16 protein-coding genes, 2 pseudogenes and 1 riboswitch are annotated in these 15902 nt (G+C 66.5%); of the genes and pseudogenes, 10 read left to right on the plus strand and 8 right to left on the minus strand.

Annotated features, from left to right (window positions below; all coding sequences use genetic code 11):
• The coding region (locus GT030_RS19075; protein WP_161202121.1) for a DUF6284 family protein at positions 1-188 on the minus strand (188 nt) is incomplete at its 3' end.
• 743 nt (positions 189-931) lie between these two features.
• Between GT030_RS19075 and GT030_RS19080 the strand changes: the two genes are divergently transcribed.
• Together GT030_RS19080 and GT030_RS19085 are read left to right on the plus strand one after the other, a co-directional pair.
• Entirely contained in the window at positions 932-1657 is a 726-nt protein-coding gene (locus GT030_RS19080) for an XRE family transcriptional regulator (protein ID WP_202460275.1), read from the plus strand.
• Positions 1647-2117: an NUDIX domain-containing protein gene (locus tag GT030_RS19085; protein ID WP_161202123.1), complete on the plus strand. Its 471-nt coding sequence runs from the start codon at positions 1647-1649 to the stop codon at positions 2115-2117. Before GT030_RS19080 ends, GT030_RS19085 begins: the two co-directional genes overlap by 11 nt.
• Before the next feature lie 1208 nt (positions 2118-3325).
• Here GT030_RS19085 and GT030_RS19100 read toward each other — a convergent pair.
• The 3 genes from GT030_RS19100 to GT030_RS19110 form a co-directional block, all read right to left on the minus strand.
• The gene (locus GT030_RS19100) at positions 3326-4447 is read right to left on the minus strand and encodes a DUF5677 domain-containing protein (protein WP_161202125.1); all 1122 of its coding nucleotides are present in this window, start codon (positions 4445-4447) and stop codon (positions 3326-3328) included.
• A gap of 341 nt (positions 4448-4788) precedes the next feature.
• Positions 4789-5028, minus strand: a complete 240-nt coding sequence (locus GT030_RS19105) for a hypothetical protein (protein WP_161202126.1) — start codon at positions 5026-5028, stop codon at positions 4789-4791.
• Positions 5025-5408, minus strand: a complete 384-nt coding sequence (locus GT030_RS19110; RefSeq protein WP_161202127.1) for a hypothetical protein — start codon at positions 5406-5408, stop codon at positions 5025-5027. Before GT030_RS19110 ends, GT030_RS19105 begins: the two co-directional genes overlap by 4 nt.
• A 472-nt stretch (positions 5409-5880) precedes the next feature.
• Here GT030_RS19110 and GT030_RS19115 point away from each other — a divergent pair, with 472 nt between their 5' ends.
• From GT030_RS19115 to GT030_RS19135, 7 genes and pseudogenes are all read left to right on the plus strand, one after another.
• Positions 5881-6981: a DUF3883 domain-containing protein gene (locus tag GT030_RS19115; RefSeq protein WP_161202128.1), complete on the plus strand. Its 1101-nt coding sequence runs from the start codon at positions 5881-5883 to the stop codon at positions 6979-6981.
• Positions 6982-7447: 466 nt separating this feature from the next.
• A pseudogene (locus GT030_RS37400) lies at positions 7448-7563 on the plus strand (putative T7SS-secreted protein); the annotation flags it as partial.
• Between the two features lie 81 nt (positions 7564-7644).
• Positions 7645-7761, plus strand: a pseudogene (locus GT030_RS37405) (putative T7SS-secreted protein); the annotation flags it as partial.
• Positions 7762-7785: 24 nt separating this feature from the next.
• Positions 7786-8208 carry a hypothetical protein gene (locus GT030_RS36545; RefSeq protein ID WP_237522651.1) on the plus strand — a complete coding sequence of 141 codons (423 nt, stop codon included), beginning with the start codon at positions 7786-7788 and terminating at the stop codon, positions 8206-8208.
• A gap of 70 nt (positions 8209-8278) precedes the next feature.
• Positions 8279-8554 (plus strand): RNA-binding protein, encoded by a 276-nt coding sequence (locus tag GT030_RS19125; RefSeq protein ID WP_161202129.1) that lies wholly within the window; start codon positions 8279-8281, stop codon positions 8552-8554.
• Positions 8555-8654: 100 nt separating this feature from the next.
• On the plus strand, positions 8655-9167 hold the full coding sequence (locus tag GT030_RS19130; RefSeq protein WP_161202130.1) for an Imm50 family immunity protein: 513 nt from the start codon (positions 8655-8657) through the stop codon (positions 9165-9167).
• Complete coding sequence (locus tag GT030_RS19135) at positions 9154-9516, plus strand: hypothetical protein (RefSeq protein ID WP_161202131.1); 363 nt, start codon at positions 9154-9156, stop codon at positions 9514-9516. The genes GT030_RS19130 and GT030_RS19135 overlap by 14 nt, the downstream gene beginning before the upstream one ends.
• 53 nt (positions 9517-9569) lie before the next feature.
• Here GT030_RS19135 and GT030_RS19140 read toward each other — a convergent pair whose 3' ends face one another.
• From GT030_RS19140 to GT030_RS19155, 4 genes are all read right to left on the minus strand, one after another.
• Positions 9570-11243, minus strand: a complete 1674-nt coding sequence (locus GT030_RS19140; protein ID WP_161202132.1) for a PA14 domain-containing protein — start codon at positions 11241-11243, stop codon at positions 9570-9572.
• Positions 11244-11392: 149 nt separating this feature from the next.
• On the minus strand, positions 11393-11707 hold the full coding sequence (locus GT030_RS19145; protein WP_161202133.1) for a multidrug efflux SMR transporter: 315 nt from the start codon (positions 11705-11707) through the stop codon (positions 11393-11395).
• Positions 11708-11717: 10 nt separating this feature from the next.
• A riboswitch (guanidine-III (ykkC-III) riboswitch) is annotated at positions 11718-11781 on the minus strand.
• 28 nt (positions 11782-11809) lie between these two features.
• Positions 11810-13480, minus strand: a complete 1671-nt coding sequence (locus GT030_RS19150) for a bifunctional 3'-5' exonuclease/DNA polymerase (protein WP_161202134.1) — start codon at positions 13478-13480, stop codon at positions 11810-11812.
• Between the two features lie 60 nt (positions 13481-13540).
• On the minus strand, positions 13541-14320 hold the full coding sequence (locus tag GT030_RS19155; RefSeq protein ID WP_161202135.1) for a Clp protease N-terminal domain-containing protein: 780 nt from the start codon (positions 14318-14320) through the stop codon (positions 13541-13543).
• A 134-nt stretch (positions 14321-14454) separates the two neighbouring features.
• On the opposite strand from GT030_RS19155, the gene GT030_RS19160 reads away from it, so the two are divergent.
• Positions 14455-15564 (plus strand): DUF2786 domain-containing protein, encoded by a 1110-nt coding sequence (locus GT030_RS19160; RefSeq protein WP_346009683.1) that lies wholly within the window; start codon positions 14455-14457, stop codon positions 15562-15564.
• The last annotated feature ends 338 nt before the right edge of the window (positions 15565-15902 follow it).

The raw sequence follows: 15902 nt of genomic DNA on the forward strand, positions 1-15902 counted from the left end.
CGGCGGATGCGGCGGGTGTCCAGCTCGGTGGGCGTGCGGTCGATGGTGGCGATGTGCGCATCCAGCAGGTCAACGTCCGCCAGGATCACGGGCATCTCCCGCTCGATCGCGTCCAGCTCCGCGCTCGTCGGCTCCATGAAGTCGGCAAACGCCGTGAGGGCGTCCTGAAGTGTGACAACGTGGTTCATGGGTCGTGGTTCCTTCCACGGAGGAACGGCCCGAACAGAGCCCCCGGAGTTGCACCTCCGGGGGCTCACGCCGTTGAAGTCGGGGGTTCCGGCTCCCCACCACCCCGCCCGTACAGCCAGCGCACACAGCGCGGCCGGACGGGCGAGGGAGGCAACCGGCGCGGCGATAGCCACCGCGAGACGGAAGAAGGCGACCGGTCGTCCGCCGCACTCGAACGAGGCGAAGGACCGGGGAGGAAGCGGCGCAGCCATGCCGGTCGATCACAGCCGCGCCTAACGCTTTCGACTGATCACAGGTACTCCTTCCAAGGCGAATGAAGAGGGCTTCGCACTGCAAGGGGGACTGTTGTCCCCACTCTCCGGCCGTTGCTCGCGGTCGCCGGGCCACCTCGCCAGTACGGGCCGAAGCCCTGTTCCCCCTGGCCTTTAGCGGGATTGCAGCGTCCCCGCCCTCTGCGTTCATGCTGGTCAAGCCCTACAAGTCCGCACGTGCTACACACCCATCAGGTATGCGAGACATGCTGAACATGTATCTCAAGGTGTCGCGCTTCGTTCCGGGTGTCAAGCCCTTCACTGATTTCGAGTGCGTCGCCCTGATGTGCCTTCAGCTTGCGCGAGGAAGGCAGGACGAAGTGACCTCGCTGCTAGACGACTTGGGACGTCCTGAGTACGGTCCTGTACTGCGAGTGCGTCCCTAGACGTCCTTTGGGGGTGGAGTGGCGAACGAACGACTCAGGTCGGCCATGTTGACCAAGGGGATCAGCGTCGAAGACCTTGCGGAACACTGCGGCGTCGATCCGAAGACCGCTGAACGCTGGGTGACCAGCGGCCGAGCGCCATATCGCCGGCACAGACTCAAAGTTGCCGCGCTTCTCCGCGAGGATGAGGGGTACCTGTGGCCTGACGGCCTGCCCGACGGGCAACGAAAGGACGCGGCCGACGCTGAGGTACTCAAGGTGTATCCCCATCGAAGCTACGTTCCAGCGGACTTGTGGTTGCAGCTCTTTGGGCGCGCTGATCGCGAGATTGGTGTGTTAGTTCACGCAGGCGTGTTTCTCGCCGAGAACCCTCGCTGGCTTCAGTTGCTCAGAATGAAAGCTGCAAGTGGCGTCCGCGTTCGCATCCTGCTTGGCGATCCGGAGAGCGCGGAGATTGCGCGACGGGGAGAAGAGGAAGAGATCGGGGAAGGCGTCGCCTTCAAAGTGCGCGAGGTGATGAAACTCTACCGCCCCTTGTACGGTATAGAGGGCATCGAGTTCCGCCTCCACCGATCCACTCTCCACAACTCGCTCTACAGGGCCGATGATGAGTGGCTGATCAACACACAGGTATATGGCGTGAGTGCGCCGTACACGCCCGTCCTGCATCTCCGCAAGGTGGCCGGGGCTCAGTTGGTATCGACGTACGCGCAAAGCTTCGAAAAAGTGTGGACCGATGCCAATCCGATGGGAGGAAACCGTGAGCCGTAAAGATTATTTCGACGACCCTGCGGCGCCTACGGCTAACCGTATCGTGCCCGCGGTTACCGGTTTCATCCAAGATGAGCGCGGTTTCCTCCTACTGGAGCGACGCTCCGACAACGGCCGTTGGGGGATGCCGGGTGGCGTACAGGAGATTGGTGAGGATATCCGTCAAACAGTTGTCCGGGAGGTGGCCGAAGAGACCGGACTCACTGTAGAGGTAACCGGTCTCGTCGGCGTGTTCACAGATCCTGGGCACGTGATTGAGTTCTCAGACGGAGAGGTTCGGCAAGAATTCTCCCTTTGCTTCCGTGCTCGGCCCGTCGCTGGGCAAATCCAGGTGAGTTCGGAGTCCTTCGAGGTTCGCTGGTTCAACCCGGACGAACTCGAAACATTGGACATGTCGCCTACGACACGCCGGCGGATTTTGGAGGGCCTGAAAGGACTGCCCCATCCCGTCATCGCCTGATCTTTGTTGTGGATGCAGTCTCAACGCGTGCCCGAACGCGCTTAACCATTCTGAGAAGCTCCGGCCGAGCCGCCGATACGGCTCGGAAGACGACGTGCTCCGGGCCGTATCGGTCTAGGACTTCTTCTAGTCGGTCCGAAGGCTCGACGGGCTGCCCCTTGGGGCTGCTGCTCAAGTCGCAATAGGTGATGGCATCTACCAGGGACTGCGAGACGGGCACGAATTCTCTGAGGGCGTCCGACAAGCCCAGTTCGGCTGCCTCCCACGGCGATGATGTGTGCAGCGCGACTAGAGTGCACAGACGGGGATCAGCGCCCACGCTTTGGAGATAGCGGCCCCCGTCAATCATGTGTTGGCCAGTGTCCTTGGCCGCGTCCGAATAACCGACGTCGTGAGCAACCGCCGCTGCCGTAAGAAGATCGTAGTCTTCTCCTAGGATGGGGCGCAGGCGTTGTGCTTGTTCATAGACTTGCAGGGAGTGAGCCCAGCGCTTGGGCAGGCTGTCCGCCAACAGCCTTTGTGCGAGGTCGTATGCCCAGGGGGTCAGACTCATCAGTTCACCCTTCTTCGGCAGTTGCTCGTACAACCCTTCCCACGCCCTGCCTTGACTGCACCCGCCCCTCTGCCTCAAGTACGGCGAGGGCGCGCCGTACAGTGCCCCGTGACACCCCGTAGGCCGTGGCCAGCGTTGGTTCCGACGGCATCGTCTCGCCCGCCGGCAAGCGTCCGTCCTGCATCTGCGCCAACAGGTCATCACGTACTCGCTCGTAGGGGGCTTGATGAGCCTCGCCGTTCCTGACGTGCCGCCCCAGACCGGCAATGGACTCGATGATGCCCTCACTCTCAAGGGAGGCCAGGGCTCGCCTGACTGTGGTTCGTGCGACGCCGAACTCAGCAGAGATGGCCGCTTCTGACGGCATCCTGTCGGCGATGGCTCCGCTGCGGATGCGCTGCCTCAAAGCCGCAGCAACCTGCAAATAGGTTCCGCGCGGGCTGGCGTCTGCCACTAAGTCCCCTCCACTGCTGCTTCTCCGGTCGTTCTCACAGATGTCCATGAGTTTGACATGAGACGAGACCTAACGGCGAGATGCGCGGAGCTGCTACCGCTCCTGCTCTGACGTAGGGCACCAGGGTCCCGCACATCTGCCTGGGGGCTTCCGGGAGCACGCTCAAGGCTGCGCGAGCCTAAAATGGCAACATCCGGTGAACTAGTTCCCCAGGTTCATAGACCTTAGGATGTTCTCCTCGTCTTCCATTATCTCCCTATCGACCCGCAGGAACATCTCGGATGCTTGGGCGCACATTTCGTTGAGCGCCTTCATGGTGACGAGACCGGTCAGATTTACGCTTTCCGGAATACCTTCCGCGAGGAGCATGACGGTAACCACAAAAAGCGAGTTTAGTGCCATAGACGCAGGGTCTGTAAGTCCCACATTTGTTTTCCCTGCACGCAACATGCGCTGTCCACGAAATTCCGATACGTTGAGCAGTAGACTTCGCGATCCCGCATGCACTTCATTGTTGGCCCACTTGTAGTAGCCGCGCATGTGGCCCATTTGCACTTTCTTCTCAAGGCCTGCAAGATTTGCATCCGGGCAGTACTTCTTAGCCCACCCATAGTCCCCTTTGAACTCTCTTCCGTATTTTGCCATCACTGCATTGAATCGATCCTCCACCTGATCTATAAATTCTTGCTCTAGCGGTTCCATGCCGAGAATGGCGTGGTCCTCCTGATACCTGCGTGCACTACTTCGAAGATCGACCACCTCGTGTTCTAGAAATCTAATTGCCAGGTCTTCATTTTCAGAGTCGCCCACGGAGTCAGCAAGCGCTCCCGCCACCACTGCCATCTCATGCAGCGTTCTGCACCGCGCTAGGGCACCTTCAGGGAAACCGTTGACGAGAAGCGCATAAACTTCGCCAGCAACTCGACAAGATTTGGCATGGAGACCCATTAGAGCAGTGCGGGTCGCAGCCTGTGGATCAGTGAGATCGTCGGCAGGTATCGCCGCAGCCGACTCTCCCGCTTCTCGGGCGCACGAGGTTGCGACAATATACGCCTGAAACGCGCGGCGATATCGCCGCTCAAGACGCCTATTGAATCCGTAGTCCATCTTTTGATTGGCCCGCAGGGTGCGCTTATCTCTAAGCGCAAGGCTCGCTACTCTTTTACCCATCAAGTCAGCGAAACCCTCAATCGAGTCAACTGCAATACTTTCTACTCCCTCCTCGTCGAGCACTTCGACACCTGATTTGCCGATTTCCTGCATGACGTATTCTTTGAAATTCTCGTCTATACTCGCACGCTTGCGACGTCCGAATGAACGCATAGCGAATCCATCCTCTTGGCCTTAAGCGCCTTAGGGTAATGTCTGCGGACCGCCTCTGGGTGTCATTTTGCGAACTTGAATGGTCTACACCTTGAGGGGCAAGTCAGCCCCATCAGACGGCCTCGAACGGCCGTACCCCCCCCGTTGATGATTGAGGAACGCTGGGGAGCGGGCTTTACCGTCCCACTGCATGGCCCCAAGCTAGACGTGCCAGCGACGTGGGCCAGCGGAGGGAACTGCGCTGCAATCAAGCGGGTTGTGATAGCGGAATCCATCGCAATCTACCTCTGGACACAAGCTCCAAACAGAGACACGGCAATCAGAAGGAATACCGATAGGAGTCAGTCATCGGAAGACGTCTGCGAGGAATCGACTACCTTGTCTTGGCTTTGCCCATTCACCTGCCCTTCTGCTTGACGTCGGGCCCGTTCCGCCGCCAACTCGCGAGCGATCTGGTCTTTGGCCTCCTGGGCGCGCTTCTCTGCATGACGGTAGCTAATCAGAGTGCCCCAGGCACCGAGCAGCGCGACTAGGGCTGCCCCAATACTGCCGAGCAGCGAAACATACTCCGTAAGCTTCACGGCGCCGCCTCCAGTTCACAGAGATACGTACTAAACCCGGTACTGACAAGGGTGACGATCAGGAGGATTAGAGACTGCACCCCGAGTGCATGCGTGTCGACGCCCTGTTGGTCGGTTCCAGCGGCGAGAAATGTAACCAACGCGAGCATCACAATATTGAAGACGCTCCAGAACGTAAGCGCTCCCGGCATTTTCCCTTCTGTGCGCATAAGCGCCTGACCGATAGCCGTAGCCGTCAATCCCATACAAACAATATAGAGGTCCGCTCGACTGGCCAGTTCAAACAGTCCAGGACTTCTGTGGCTCTTCTGAGTTAAGTCCTGAAGAAATCTTGCAATCGTCGGAAGTACAGCGAAAATGACGGCAAAGACAAACCACATCCCAAGCTTCTCTAGGGCAACCTGTCGAGCCGACTTGGTCTCTTCCAGCGCACCCGTCTGCCCTGCGTTCCCGCTAGAAGGGCTTGGTACAGTCGTGCCCGCTTGGGCACCGTCTCCTGATGACGACGTTGACGCGGTTGACATCCGACCCCCGCTCCCCCCTACGGCTTGCAACAGCCAGCGACCGTCATAGCGTTGGACTCAGCAGCATAGCGACAGTGCGCCGGCGGACGGACCCTCGTGATGTAGCGCCCCACCACGGCCCGTTGAGGCTCCCGAGCCTGAACGGGCCGTCCCCGCGTGGGGGCAAACGATGCAGTCACACGAGGACCCTCCGGGACCGTAATGGACTACGGCGGAGGCGAACGAGCAGGGCAGTAGCCCGCGGGCAAGCTCACAGTGGGGCCTGATCGCGTTCGGGACGAAGAGGTCGCCCGCACGGTCGCTGTGTGGAAAGGGCACGTCCGAACCGTTGGATCCGCTAGACCTGACTGGCAAGATCATGGACAGCCTTAGGTTGAGAGTCAGGGGGGCCATGGCCATAAACAGGTGGTGGATAAGCGAACCGAACGAGCGCTACTGGGTGGAAGTCACGAACCGCGAGGACATCGGCACCAACCTGCTCGCACCCCAAGTCGACGACGGTGGCAAGCCATACTGGTCGTACGCGCTCGTACGCGAGGTGCGGCCCGGCGATCTCGTTTTGCACTGGGACAAGAACCACGGTCCCGGCGTGGTGGGGTACTCCCACGTTCGAGGTGAGGCTTTCGCGTCAACGATCACCTGGCAGAGCCGGGGCACCTATGGTCGGCAGCGGGGCGCATCCGACCCGGAGCCCGCTTGGGAAGCACCTCTCGGCGGCTATCGAAGGTTGAAGCACCCTGTCACTCAGGCTCGGCTCCGCGAGATCGAGCCCACGATCCAAGCTCTGCGGGATCGTCTCAGAGAAGCAGTCGGAAGCCCCCTCTACTTCCCCTTCGCCTTGTCGGCTAAGCGGCCCCTTCGAACAGCACAGGTCTACCTGACCAAGCTCCCGCTGGCACTTGTCGAAGAGCTGCCAGAGTTGCGCGAGTTGCGCCAGACTGCCGTCTCCGAGCCCCACGAGCCGGAAGTCCCTGACCCGCCGCTTGCTTCGGTACCCAAGCAGCGCAGGAAGGCCACCGGCTACGGCCGGCAGCGGGACGTACAACGACGGCAGGCCATCGAGCGGTATGCGATGGACCTCGTGCTCAGCCACTACCGCTCACACGGCTACGAAGTTGAGGACGTAGGTGCTCACTCGCCGTGGGACATCACAGCCCGAAAGAACGGAGCCGAGGTCCATGTGGAGGTGAAGGGGAGCACCACTACCCGCGAGGCTATCGACGTGACCGAGGGGGAGGTTCGACACGCTGAAGGCATCTCCACCTGCCTGGTAGTGATAGATCAAATCGCTCTCGATGATGACCTCCACTGCCACGGGGGACGTTGGCGTTCATGGAGCGACTGGTCACCGGCGCGGGGCGAGCTTGTTGCCACCGCTTACCGCTACCCGCTGCCAGTGGGAGGTCACGGGGGTCGACCTACTGTGTAGTCGGAGCTGGCGGTCTCAGTCTTGGTCTCGTTCGCCATTGGCTCCCTGGCGATCCGGCCGCATCCGTTAACGTCCGGCAGGCTGTCTGACCAGGGTTGTGAGCAGCATGGCGGACGGTGACGGACAGCCGCAGACCAAGATCGCACAACTCGTAATGCGTAGGTCTCGGGTTCGAATCCCGAAAGCGGCTCAGTCAAACCCCAGGTCACGTTGCCCGTGACCTGGGGTATCTTGTTTCGGGCGATCTGTCGGTGACGGGGTGCCCGGGCCTGGTCTTCGTGAACGGGGTTGTGACGTAGGCGCGTTGTGGTTCACGAAGCAGTGTGGCCATGATGTCTCGCATGACTGAGCACGGGGGTGCGGCGGACCAGTCGCGGAACATACCGAGGTCACGCCTCGACGACTACGCGGTGACGAGCGGTCCGGTGCGGCCGGCGTCACCCCCGGTGAGCAGCAGCCCGGCCAGACCGAGGAGGCCGACGAACTCGTCCACGGCAACCCGGACAAGATCCGCGAGTCCGTGAAGCACCTCAAGGACTTCCAGACCGCGTTCGACCACGTCAGCTCCGGCATGCGCAAGGTCGACTCCTCCAGCTGGGTCGGCGAGGGCGGTGACGCGTTCCGCGAGAAGTTCGGCGTTCACCCCACGCCTACAACGCGAAGATCAAGGCGGACGAGGACCCCGGCCCCCGGCCCGAGCCGCCGTTCCACGACCCCGGCAAGGCCGACATCAAGAAGGCGTACGACACGCTCGCCGAGGCCCGCAAGCAGCGCAACACCGCCGCCGGTGACGCCCAGGGCAAGGTGAAGGCGGCCCTCGCGCACGCCCCGGCCGAACCCCCGCCGCTCGACCGCCTCGGCAACGACATCCTCGACGGCTGCCAGGCGTACGACACCGAACTCACCCACGTGGTCGGCGGTGCGCTCAAGGGGACGGCCGGCCTGGTGAACTTCGCCCGAGGCCTCAACCCCACCGACCCTTACAACCTCACCCACCCCGCCGCCTACCTGCAGAACGTCTCCATGACGCTCTCCGGCCTCGTCTCCACCGCCACCCACCCCGAACGCATCGTCACCGCCGCCGTCGACGGCTTCAAGAAGGACCCCTCCGAGTTCGTCGGCCGCCTCATCCCCGAGCTGATCGGGACGAAGGGCACCGGTCTTGCCCGCAGCGGGGTCCGGCTGGGGGTGCGGAGCACCGAGCGGGCGGCGAGGGCGGGCCCCTGACCGAGATCGAGATCCCGAACACTTCCGTGGAGGATCTGAACGACTACCCCAGAGTGAGGCACAGGTAGCCATGGAGGAGGAATGGGAAGATGCGAAGCTCCGGCATCCGGTCGGCAGTAAGACTCACGGGGTGGTCCGCATGCGACGACCGTTCGGAGTGTTCATCGAGCTGGACGGCTCTCCCGAAGTGATCGGATTCCTGGACATTGCCTCGTACAACCCCGATCCACCGGTGCTCGACCTGCCTGAGGTAGGAGCAAGCGTCTCGGCCGAAGTGGCGTTCCACGACGAACAAAAGAGGCAGATCAGAGTTCGGGTAGGCGAACCGTTCTGGAATGGTTCTTGACCGTTTCGAGGCTCACGAAGAGGTGTACGAACATCCCAGTGGGAATTTGACGAACACCCGGAACGGCCAGGTCCCCGGGGGTGCGAGGAACACTATTACTATGACCGCTGAGTTCTCCCCCCGAAACAGCGAGGTTCTCGCCCCGCTCTACGGCTCGGCCCCCCTGGATCTGAGCTCCGTCAGACTCCGGTCCGTGCACCTCGACTGGCACGGCCCCACCGTGACGCTGCGGCTGGACCTGCCCGCTCCGCCCTTGCCGCTGCCGGAGGAATGGGCAGCCGCGGACGTCGACACGGTGCAGGGGCAGCTCCAGTTCCTCGCTGTGGAGGATCTGGAGCTGGACGCCTGGGAGCCCGGACTGCTCGTCTCTTTCGAACTGGCAGTGCTCAGTGAGAGCAGGCACAGGATGCGCGTCGCGGTGTCGCATGGCGGGAAGCCCGACTTCCTCCGCTTCACCGCCAGTACCGATGTGCTCGTCGGCCACATCAGCGGATTCCGGGCCGGTCCAGAAGGCGCGGACAGCGGGCCTCACCACTTCCTCAGCAGACTCGACGCCAGGCTCCACACCACTGTTCCCGACCCGAGCGAGAAGACCTTCTATGAACGCCTCTGAGGGTGCTGCCGAGAGCAGCCCAGAGCTCCCGGCGCTGTGCGCGCACGACGTCCTGAGCAACAGCGACCTCTTCTACGTCCACTTCGACGAACGAGGCTGCTCCGTCACCCTCGGATTCTCCCGTGTGCAGGGCAGCGAGGGCTTCGAGTTCTTTCTGCGCTTCCCTGATGTACGGGATGTGCACGTGCGGGGTTGGGGCGCCCCAGGACAGAAGGGCGTCCACGTCGACAGAGCGCCCGACGGCACGGTCCAGGTGTCCGCCTCCTCCGACGGATCGTCGCTGCGGTTCCGCGCCGCCGACGCCACCCTGTCAAGAACACGTGATTTTCTCGCGTCGTCGAGCAGCTGAGCAGCATCCCCGTCGACGGACTGCTACCGGCGTCGGCTGCGCGGGCGCGGGCGTCAGTCCTCGGTCGGGGTGCCGAGTTCGGTGACCTCGGTCCAGTGGACGGTCTCGTCGGTCACGCCGAGCTGGTTGTCCCAGTCGTCGACGGCGATCACGGCGTACATCACGTTCTCGCCGTCCGCCGCGCTGGTGTGGAGGAACGAGGTGGTGTCCGGGCCGAGGTATTCGACGCGGTGGGCGAGCCAGACCTGGCCACCGTCGCCGTCGTCGTACTTCTCGGCCTTGAAGACCTCGTACCGCTTCAGGTCGGACTCGATGTTCGGCGTCCACTCCAGGAGGACGCCGTCCTCGCGGGGCGTCGCCGTCAGGCCGGTGACGGGCGCCGGGGCGACGAGGTCGCCGTCCGTGGTGGCGGAAGCGGGCGCGGAGACGGGGGAACGGTTGCCGCCCTTGTCCACGGCGACCACCGTGTAGGCGTAGGTGGAGCCGTGACTGACCGTCAGGTCGGTGTAGGTGCTTCCGGACACGTCCGTGTACAGGTGACCGTCGCGGTAGACGTCGTACCGTTCGACATCGCCACTGGTCGAGCGGGCCCAGCTCACGACGATGCCGGTGCCCGGCTTGAACACGGCCGTCACGGCGGTGGCCGGTGCGGGGGCGAGGTCGCCGCGGGTGGCGGACGCCGTGGCGCGCGTCGCGGAGGTGTTGCCCGCGGCGTCGACGGCGGAGACGTAGTACGTGTAGCCCGTACGCTCGGCGGCGGCCGTGTCGGTCCAGGAGGCCGAGGACACCGTGGCGACCTGCGTCACCGGGGCCTCCGGGAGGCCCGGCTCGGTCTGCTGTCGGCGGAAGACGGTGTACTTGGCCGCACCCGGAACCGGCTGCCAGGCCAGGGCGACGCCGCCCTGCCCGTCCGAGGCCGTCAGGCCGGTCGGCGCCACCGGAGCGGTGCGGTCCACCGTGGTGGCGGACACGTCCGCGCTGCCGGTGGACTCGCGGCCGGCCTTGTCGACGGCGCGGAGTTCGTAGAAGAAGGTCTGGCCGGTCACGGGCGGCGCGTCCACGAAGGACGGCGAGGTGAGCAGCGTGGTGCCGCTGACCTTGGCCCAGCTCGCGCCGCTCGCCCGCCGGTACACGCGGTACCCGGCGAGGTCCATCTCCTTGTTCCGGGTCCAGCGCAGCGTGGCCTTCGCCGTCCCGCGGTCGTACGCGGCGGTGAGCCCGGTCGGCGCCAGGGGCTTGACCGTGTCCGTCCTGGCGTCGGTGCGGGGGGTGTACGTGAAGGCGGCGGAGGCGTAGCCGGTCCACGCGACGTAGTCCACGCGGAGCGTGTGCCTGCCCGCCGGGATGGTCAGGTCGGCGGTCTTGCGGGCGGTCGAGGAAACGTTCCGCCACAGGTCGATCCGCCGCACGCCGTCGACGTAGACGCGCATCCCGTCCTGCGTGGCCGCGGCGAGCCGGAACGGGCCGCCGGAGCCGAAGTCACGGGTCACGGACCAGCGGACGGAGAAGTTGTCCTTCGGCAGGGTGACACCGGCCGGGTCGCCGTAGCCGTAGTTCTCGGCTATCGCCGAGTCGCAGGCGCTCAGCTTGGGCGTGCCCTTGAACGAGGTGTTCGCGTAGTACTGCGCGGTCCAGGACGGCGAGGCGCAGGTGACGGCGGAAGCCGGGGTGGCGGTCAGCAGACCGCCCGCCGTGGCGAGCGCGGCCGTCAGAGTCGCGGCTGCCATGCGGGTACGAGTCGTCACAGGAGAGGGGCCCTTTCCGGACCTGCGGAAACACGGACAAGTGATGTTCATGTGACTGGTGAGGCGGGGAAAGGGTTGCCCTGGACGAGCCATGGCTTTCCGGTCGTCGTTCGGCCGCGCGGGGCACCGGCTCAGTGCGCCAGCTTCAGCCCCGCCACGCACGCGATGATCCCGAGCAGCAGCAGGATCTTGACGGTGCTGGCCGGTTCGCCGTCGAAGAGCATCGCGTAGGCCGCCGTGAGGGCCGCGCCGATGCCGACCCAGACCGCGTACCCGGTGCTGACCGGGACCGTGCGGAGGGCGAAGGCCAGGCCCGTCATGCTGAGCAGCAGGCCGAGTACGAAGATCACGGACGGGAGCGGGCGGCTGAAGCCTTCCGACTTGCCGAGGGCCGTCGCCCACACCGCTTCCAGCATTCCGGAGATCACGAGCGCGATCCATCCCATGTCGAACTCCCACGCGCCGTCTTGTCGTGGGCTGGGTACGGCGCACTCGTCCAGGAGCCGCGTTCGAGCTCTGCCGGCCATGGTCGCACAGGTGGCGCGCGCTCACTTGGCGTCGGCGTAGCACTCCACCACGGCGGTGCTGAAGGGGAAGCGGACCGGGGTGTCGCCGAAGGTGAGGCGGGCGGCCAGGGCGGAGGCTTCCCGGATGGCCTCGGCGACCTGCTCGGCCTCCTCGGCGGGGCAGTGCACGATCACCTCGTCGTGCTGGAAGAAGACCAGCTCGGCGGCGAGGTCCGCGCACGCGCGCCGCAGAGCGGCGAGGAGCAGCAGGGTCCAGTCGGCCGCACTGCCCTGGACGACGAAGTTACGGGCGAAACGGCCCCGGCCGCGGTCGGTGGACGTGCCGCCGCCGTCCCTGCCGTCCCCACCTTCCTCGCCGAGTGGGATGCCCGCCTCCTCCGCCACGTCCGCGCCGGCCACCGGCGGGCAGGTGCGGCCCAGCCAGGTGCGGACCAGGCGGCCCTCCTCGCCCGCGCGGGCCGCTTCGTCCACGTAGGCCACGGCCTTCGGGTAGCGGCGGCGCAGCGCGGCCAGGTTCTTCAGGCCGTCACCCGAGGTCTGGCCGTAGATCGCGCCGAGGACGGCCAGCTTGGCCTGGTCGCGGTCGCCGGAGAAGGCGCGGTCGGACACGGACTGGTAGAGGTCGCTCTCGCGGGCCGCGACCTCCATCAGGCCGGGGTCGCGGGAGATCGCCGCCAGCACCCGGGGCTCCATCTGAGCCGCGTCGGCCACCACCAGCCGCCAGCCGGGGTCGGCCACGACCGCACGCCGGATCACCTTGGGTATCTGCAGCGCGCCCCCGCCGTTGGTGACCCAGCGCCCGGTGACCGTGCCGCCCGCGAGGAACTCGGGACGGAACCGGCCCTCGCGCACCCAGTCCCGCAGCCAGGACCAGCCGTATGCCACCCAGATCCGGTACAGCCGCTTGTACTCCAGCAGCGGGGCCACGGCCGGGTGGTCGAGGGACTGGATCTCCCAGCGGCGGGTGGAGCCGACCTTGATCCCGGCCCGCGCGAAGGCCCTGATCACATCGGCCGGGAGGTCGGGGCGGACCCGGTGGCCGAAAGCGGCGGACACCTCGTCGGCCAGCTCGGCCAGCCGGCGCGGTTCCCCGCCGCCCGCGTACCGCTCGCCCAGCAGGTCGGTGAGCAGGGCGCGGTGCACGTCCGCACGCCAGGGCAGGCCCGAGCGGTTCATCTCGGCGGCCACCAGCATCCCCGCCGACTCCGCGCTGGTCAGCAGGCGCATCCGGTCGGGGTGGGCGGTCCGCTCGTGTCTTCGCTGCTGCTCGGCGTAGACCTCCAGGAGGTCGGTCAGCGGCATCCGGGTGCCGGTCGGTTCGAACAGCGAGGACTGCGCGCCCGGTTCGGCCGCGCGCTGCGGTGGGTCGGGCGGTACGGGGCCGCCCCGGAGGCGGGCCAGGGCGGCGGCGGCCGAGCGTGGTTCGCCGTGCCGTCCCTCGTGGCCCAGGAGCAGGGTCTCGGCGTCCTCGATGTCGTAACACCGCTCTACTCGCACCCCCGTGGCGAGCAGGCGCGGGTAGACCTCGGCGGTCGACCTCCACACCCAGCGTCCGGTCTCCGGGCGGCTCCGCACCGCCTGGGCGAGATCGCTCTCGCGCCGGACCGGACCCGCGGGCAGCCCGTCCCGGCCGAGGGGGGCGACGTCCACGCCACCGTCCTCGGCCGGTGCGAGTGCCCACCGGTCGGTCATGCGTCTGAGTGTGGCAGGGGGGTCTGACAACGGTCCTGAGCTGCGCTTTCGCCGCGCGGGTCAGCTCTCCTGCTCGTCGTCCGGGTGGGTGGCGGCCTGCTGGGCCGAGTCGGCCGCCTGCTTCTGCTCCAGGAGCAGGGCCAGCGCCCGGTTCACGTACTCCTCGGTGCCCTCCTTGGTGATGCCGAGGCCGGCCAGGACGCCGGTGCCGTTCTCCTGCTCCAGCAGGGCCAGCAGGATGTGCTCGGTGCCGATGTAGTTGTGACCGAGCCGGAGCGCCTCGCGGAAGGTGAGTTCCAGGGCCTTCTTGGCCTCGGGGCCGTACGGGACCAAGTCGGGGGCGGTGCCGGTGGCCGGGGGGAGCGCGGCGGTCGCTGCCTGGCGTACGGCGTCGGCCGCCACACCCTGTGCCTCCATGGCCTTCACCGCGAGGCCCTCCGGCTCGGCCAGCAGGCCGAGGACGAGGTGCTCGGGGCGGCCTTCGGCGTTGCGGGCGGTCACCGCGGCGTTGTGCGCCGCCATGACGACGTTGCGGGCGCGGGGGGTGTAGCGGCTGAAGCCCTGGTTGGGGTCGAGGTCGGCTGACTCCTTGGAGACGAACCGCTTCTGCGCCGCCTGCCGGGTCACGCCCATGCTCTTGCCGATGTCGGTCCAGGACGCGCCGGAGCGGCGGGCCTGGTCCACGAAGTGCCCGATCAGATGGTCCGCCACGTCGCCCAGGTGGTCCGCGGCGATCACCGCGTCCTGGAGCTGTTCGAGGGGCTCGGCGTGGGCGGTCTTGATGGCCTCGATGAGGTCGTCGAGGCGTACGGATGCCGTGACTTTCGGGTTGGTCGCCATGTGACAACCGTAGGTTGACAGCAGCGAGGTGTCAACCGATGGTTGACAGTCACCCGCCGGGAATTCCGGAAGGTTTTCCACAGGCTGTGGACGGTTTTGTCGGGCTGTCGGCCCGCCGTGGCACGATCGACCACGTGACCAGCACTGCCAGCACCGTCGAACGCGCCTTCGCGGCCGCTCTCTACGACGACACCGACTCGGGACTCGACACCGGCGCCTCCCTGCTCGCCGCCGACACCGGCGCCGACGCCGAACTCGCCCGGCGCGGCGAGGAGTTCGTGGCGGCTGCCTGGCAGCGCGGGTGGCAGCCCGCCGACGTGGCGCGGTTGGTGCGGCGAGAGCTGGAGGACGCCCACCTCGGCCTCGCCGCCGCCCTGATCCGTGCCCAGGCCGCGAAGGACCGGCCGCGCGGACCCCGCTGGACCGCCCAGCTCGACGCCCTCGCCGAGCAGCCCGAGGCCCGCCCCGCCGACCGCTTCTCGCACGCCACCACCGTCCTGGAGCTGTACCGGCTGTTGCTGCGCCTGCCCACGCTGGAACCACTGGAGGAACCCCGCCGGCCTGCCGGACCGGGCACGTCCCGCATGCTCGGCCGTATCCGCGCCCTGCTCGCCAAGGCCGAGGGCACCGGATACCCGGAGGAGGCCGAGGCGCTCACCGCCAAGGCCCAGGAGCTGATGGCCCGGCACAGTGTCGACGAGGCGCTGCTCGCCGCCTCCGCCCCGGCGCCGGACGCGCCCGGCGCCTGCCGGATAGGCGTCGAGCCGCCGTACGAGCAGGCCAAGGCCGTACTGCTGGACGCGGTCGCCCGGGCCAACCACTGCCGCGCGGTGTGGAACGAGCCGTACGCCTTCTCCACGGTGGTCGGCTTCGAGGCCGACCTGGAGGCGGTCGAGCTGCTGTACACCTCGCTGCTGGTGCAGGCCACGCACGCGATGGCCAAGGCCGAGGCCGCCCAGCGGGCCCGGGGCCGCAAGCGGACCAAGACCTTCCGCCAGTCGTTCCTCGCCGCCTATGCCCACCGCGTCGGCGACCGCCTCACGGCCGCCGCCGGAAGCCAGGTCAGCGAGGACCTGCTCCCGGTACTGGTCACCCGCGAAACAGCCGTCACCGACCGCCTGGAAAGCATGTTCCCCCGCACGACCACCACCCGCCTGCGCGGCATCAACGACGAGGCCGGCTGGACGGAGGGAGCGAAGGCGGCGGACAAGGCGCAGGTGAGGTCCCGCCCGAGACTCCCGTGAGACCCCGGCACCGCCGCATGCGGGACGGTGGCTCCCGCGCTGCTGACCGCCACGCCCCGACGGCCGCCCACCCCGAAACGGAGCACGTCCGCGCGAGAGCCTGCTTCTGACCGCCTCCCGCCCCTCCCGGAGCGGAGCACGTCCGCGCGGGAGCAGGCCTGATGACGCACCCGGCCGGGACCGCGCCGGCCACAGGCTGTCGGACCCCGCGCCGCCGAACCGAGACGGGTCTCGCCCGAGCCGTTGACTGCCCGCGCCGGAGCCGACCGTGGCGGGCCATCCGGCCGGGACCGCGCCGGCCACAGGCTGTCGGACCCCGCGCCGCCGAACCGAGACGG

This window comes from Streptomyces sp. SID1328 (genome assembly GCF_009865595.1).
GTDB classification, from domain to species: domain Bacteria; phylum Actinomycetota; class Actinomycetes; order Streptomycetales; family Streptomycetaceae; genus Streptomyces; species Streptomyces griseoluteus.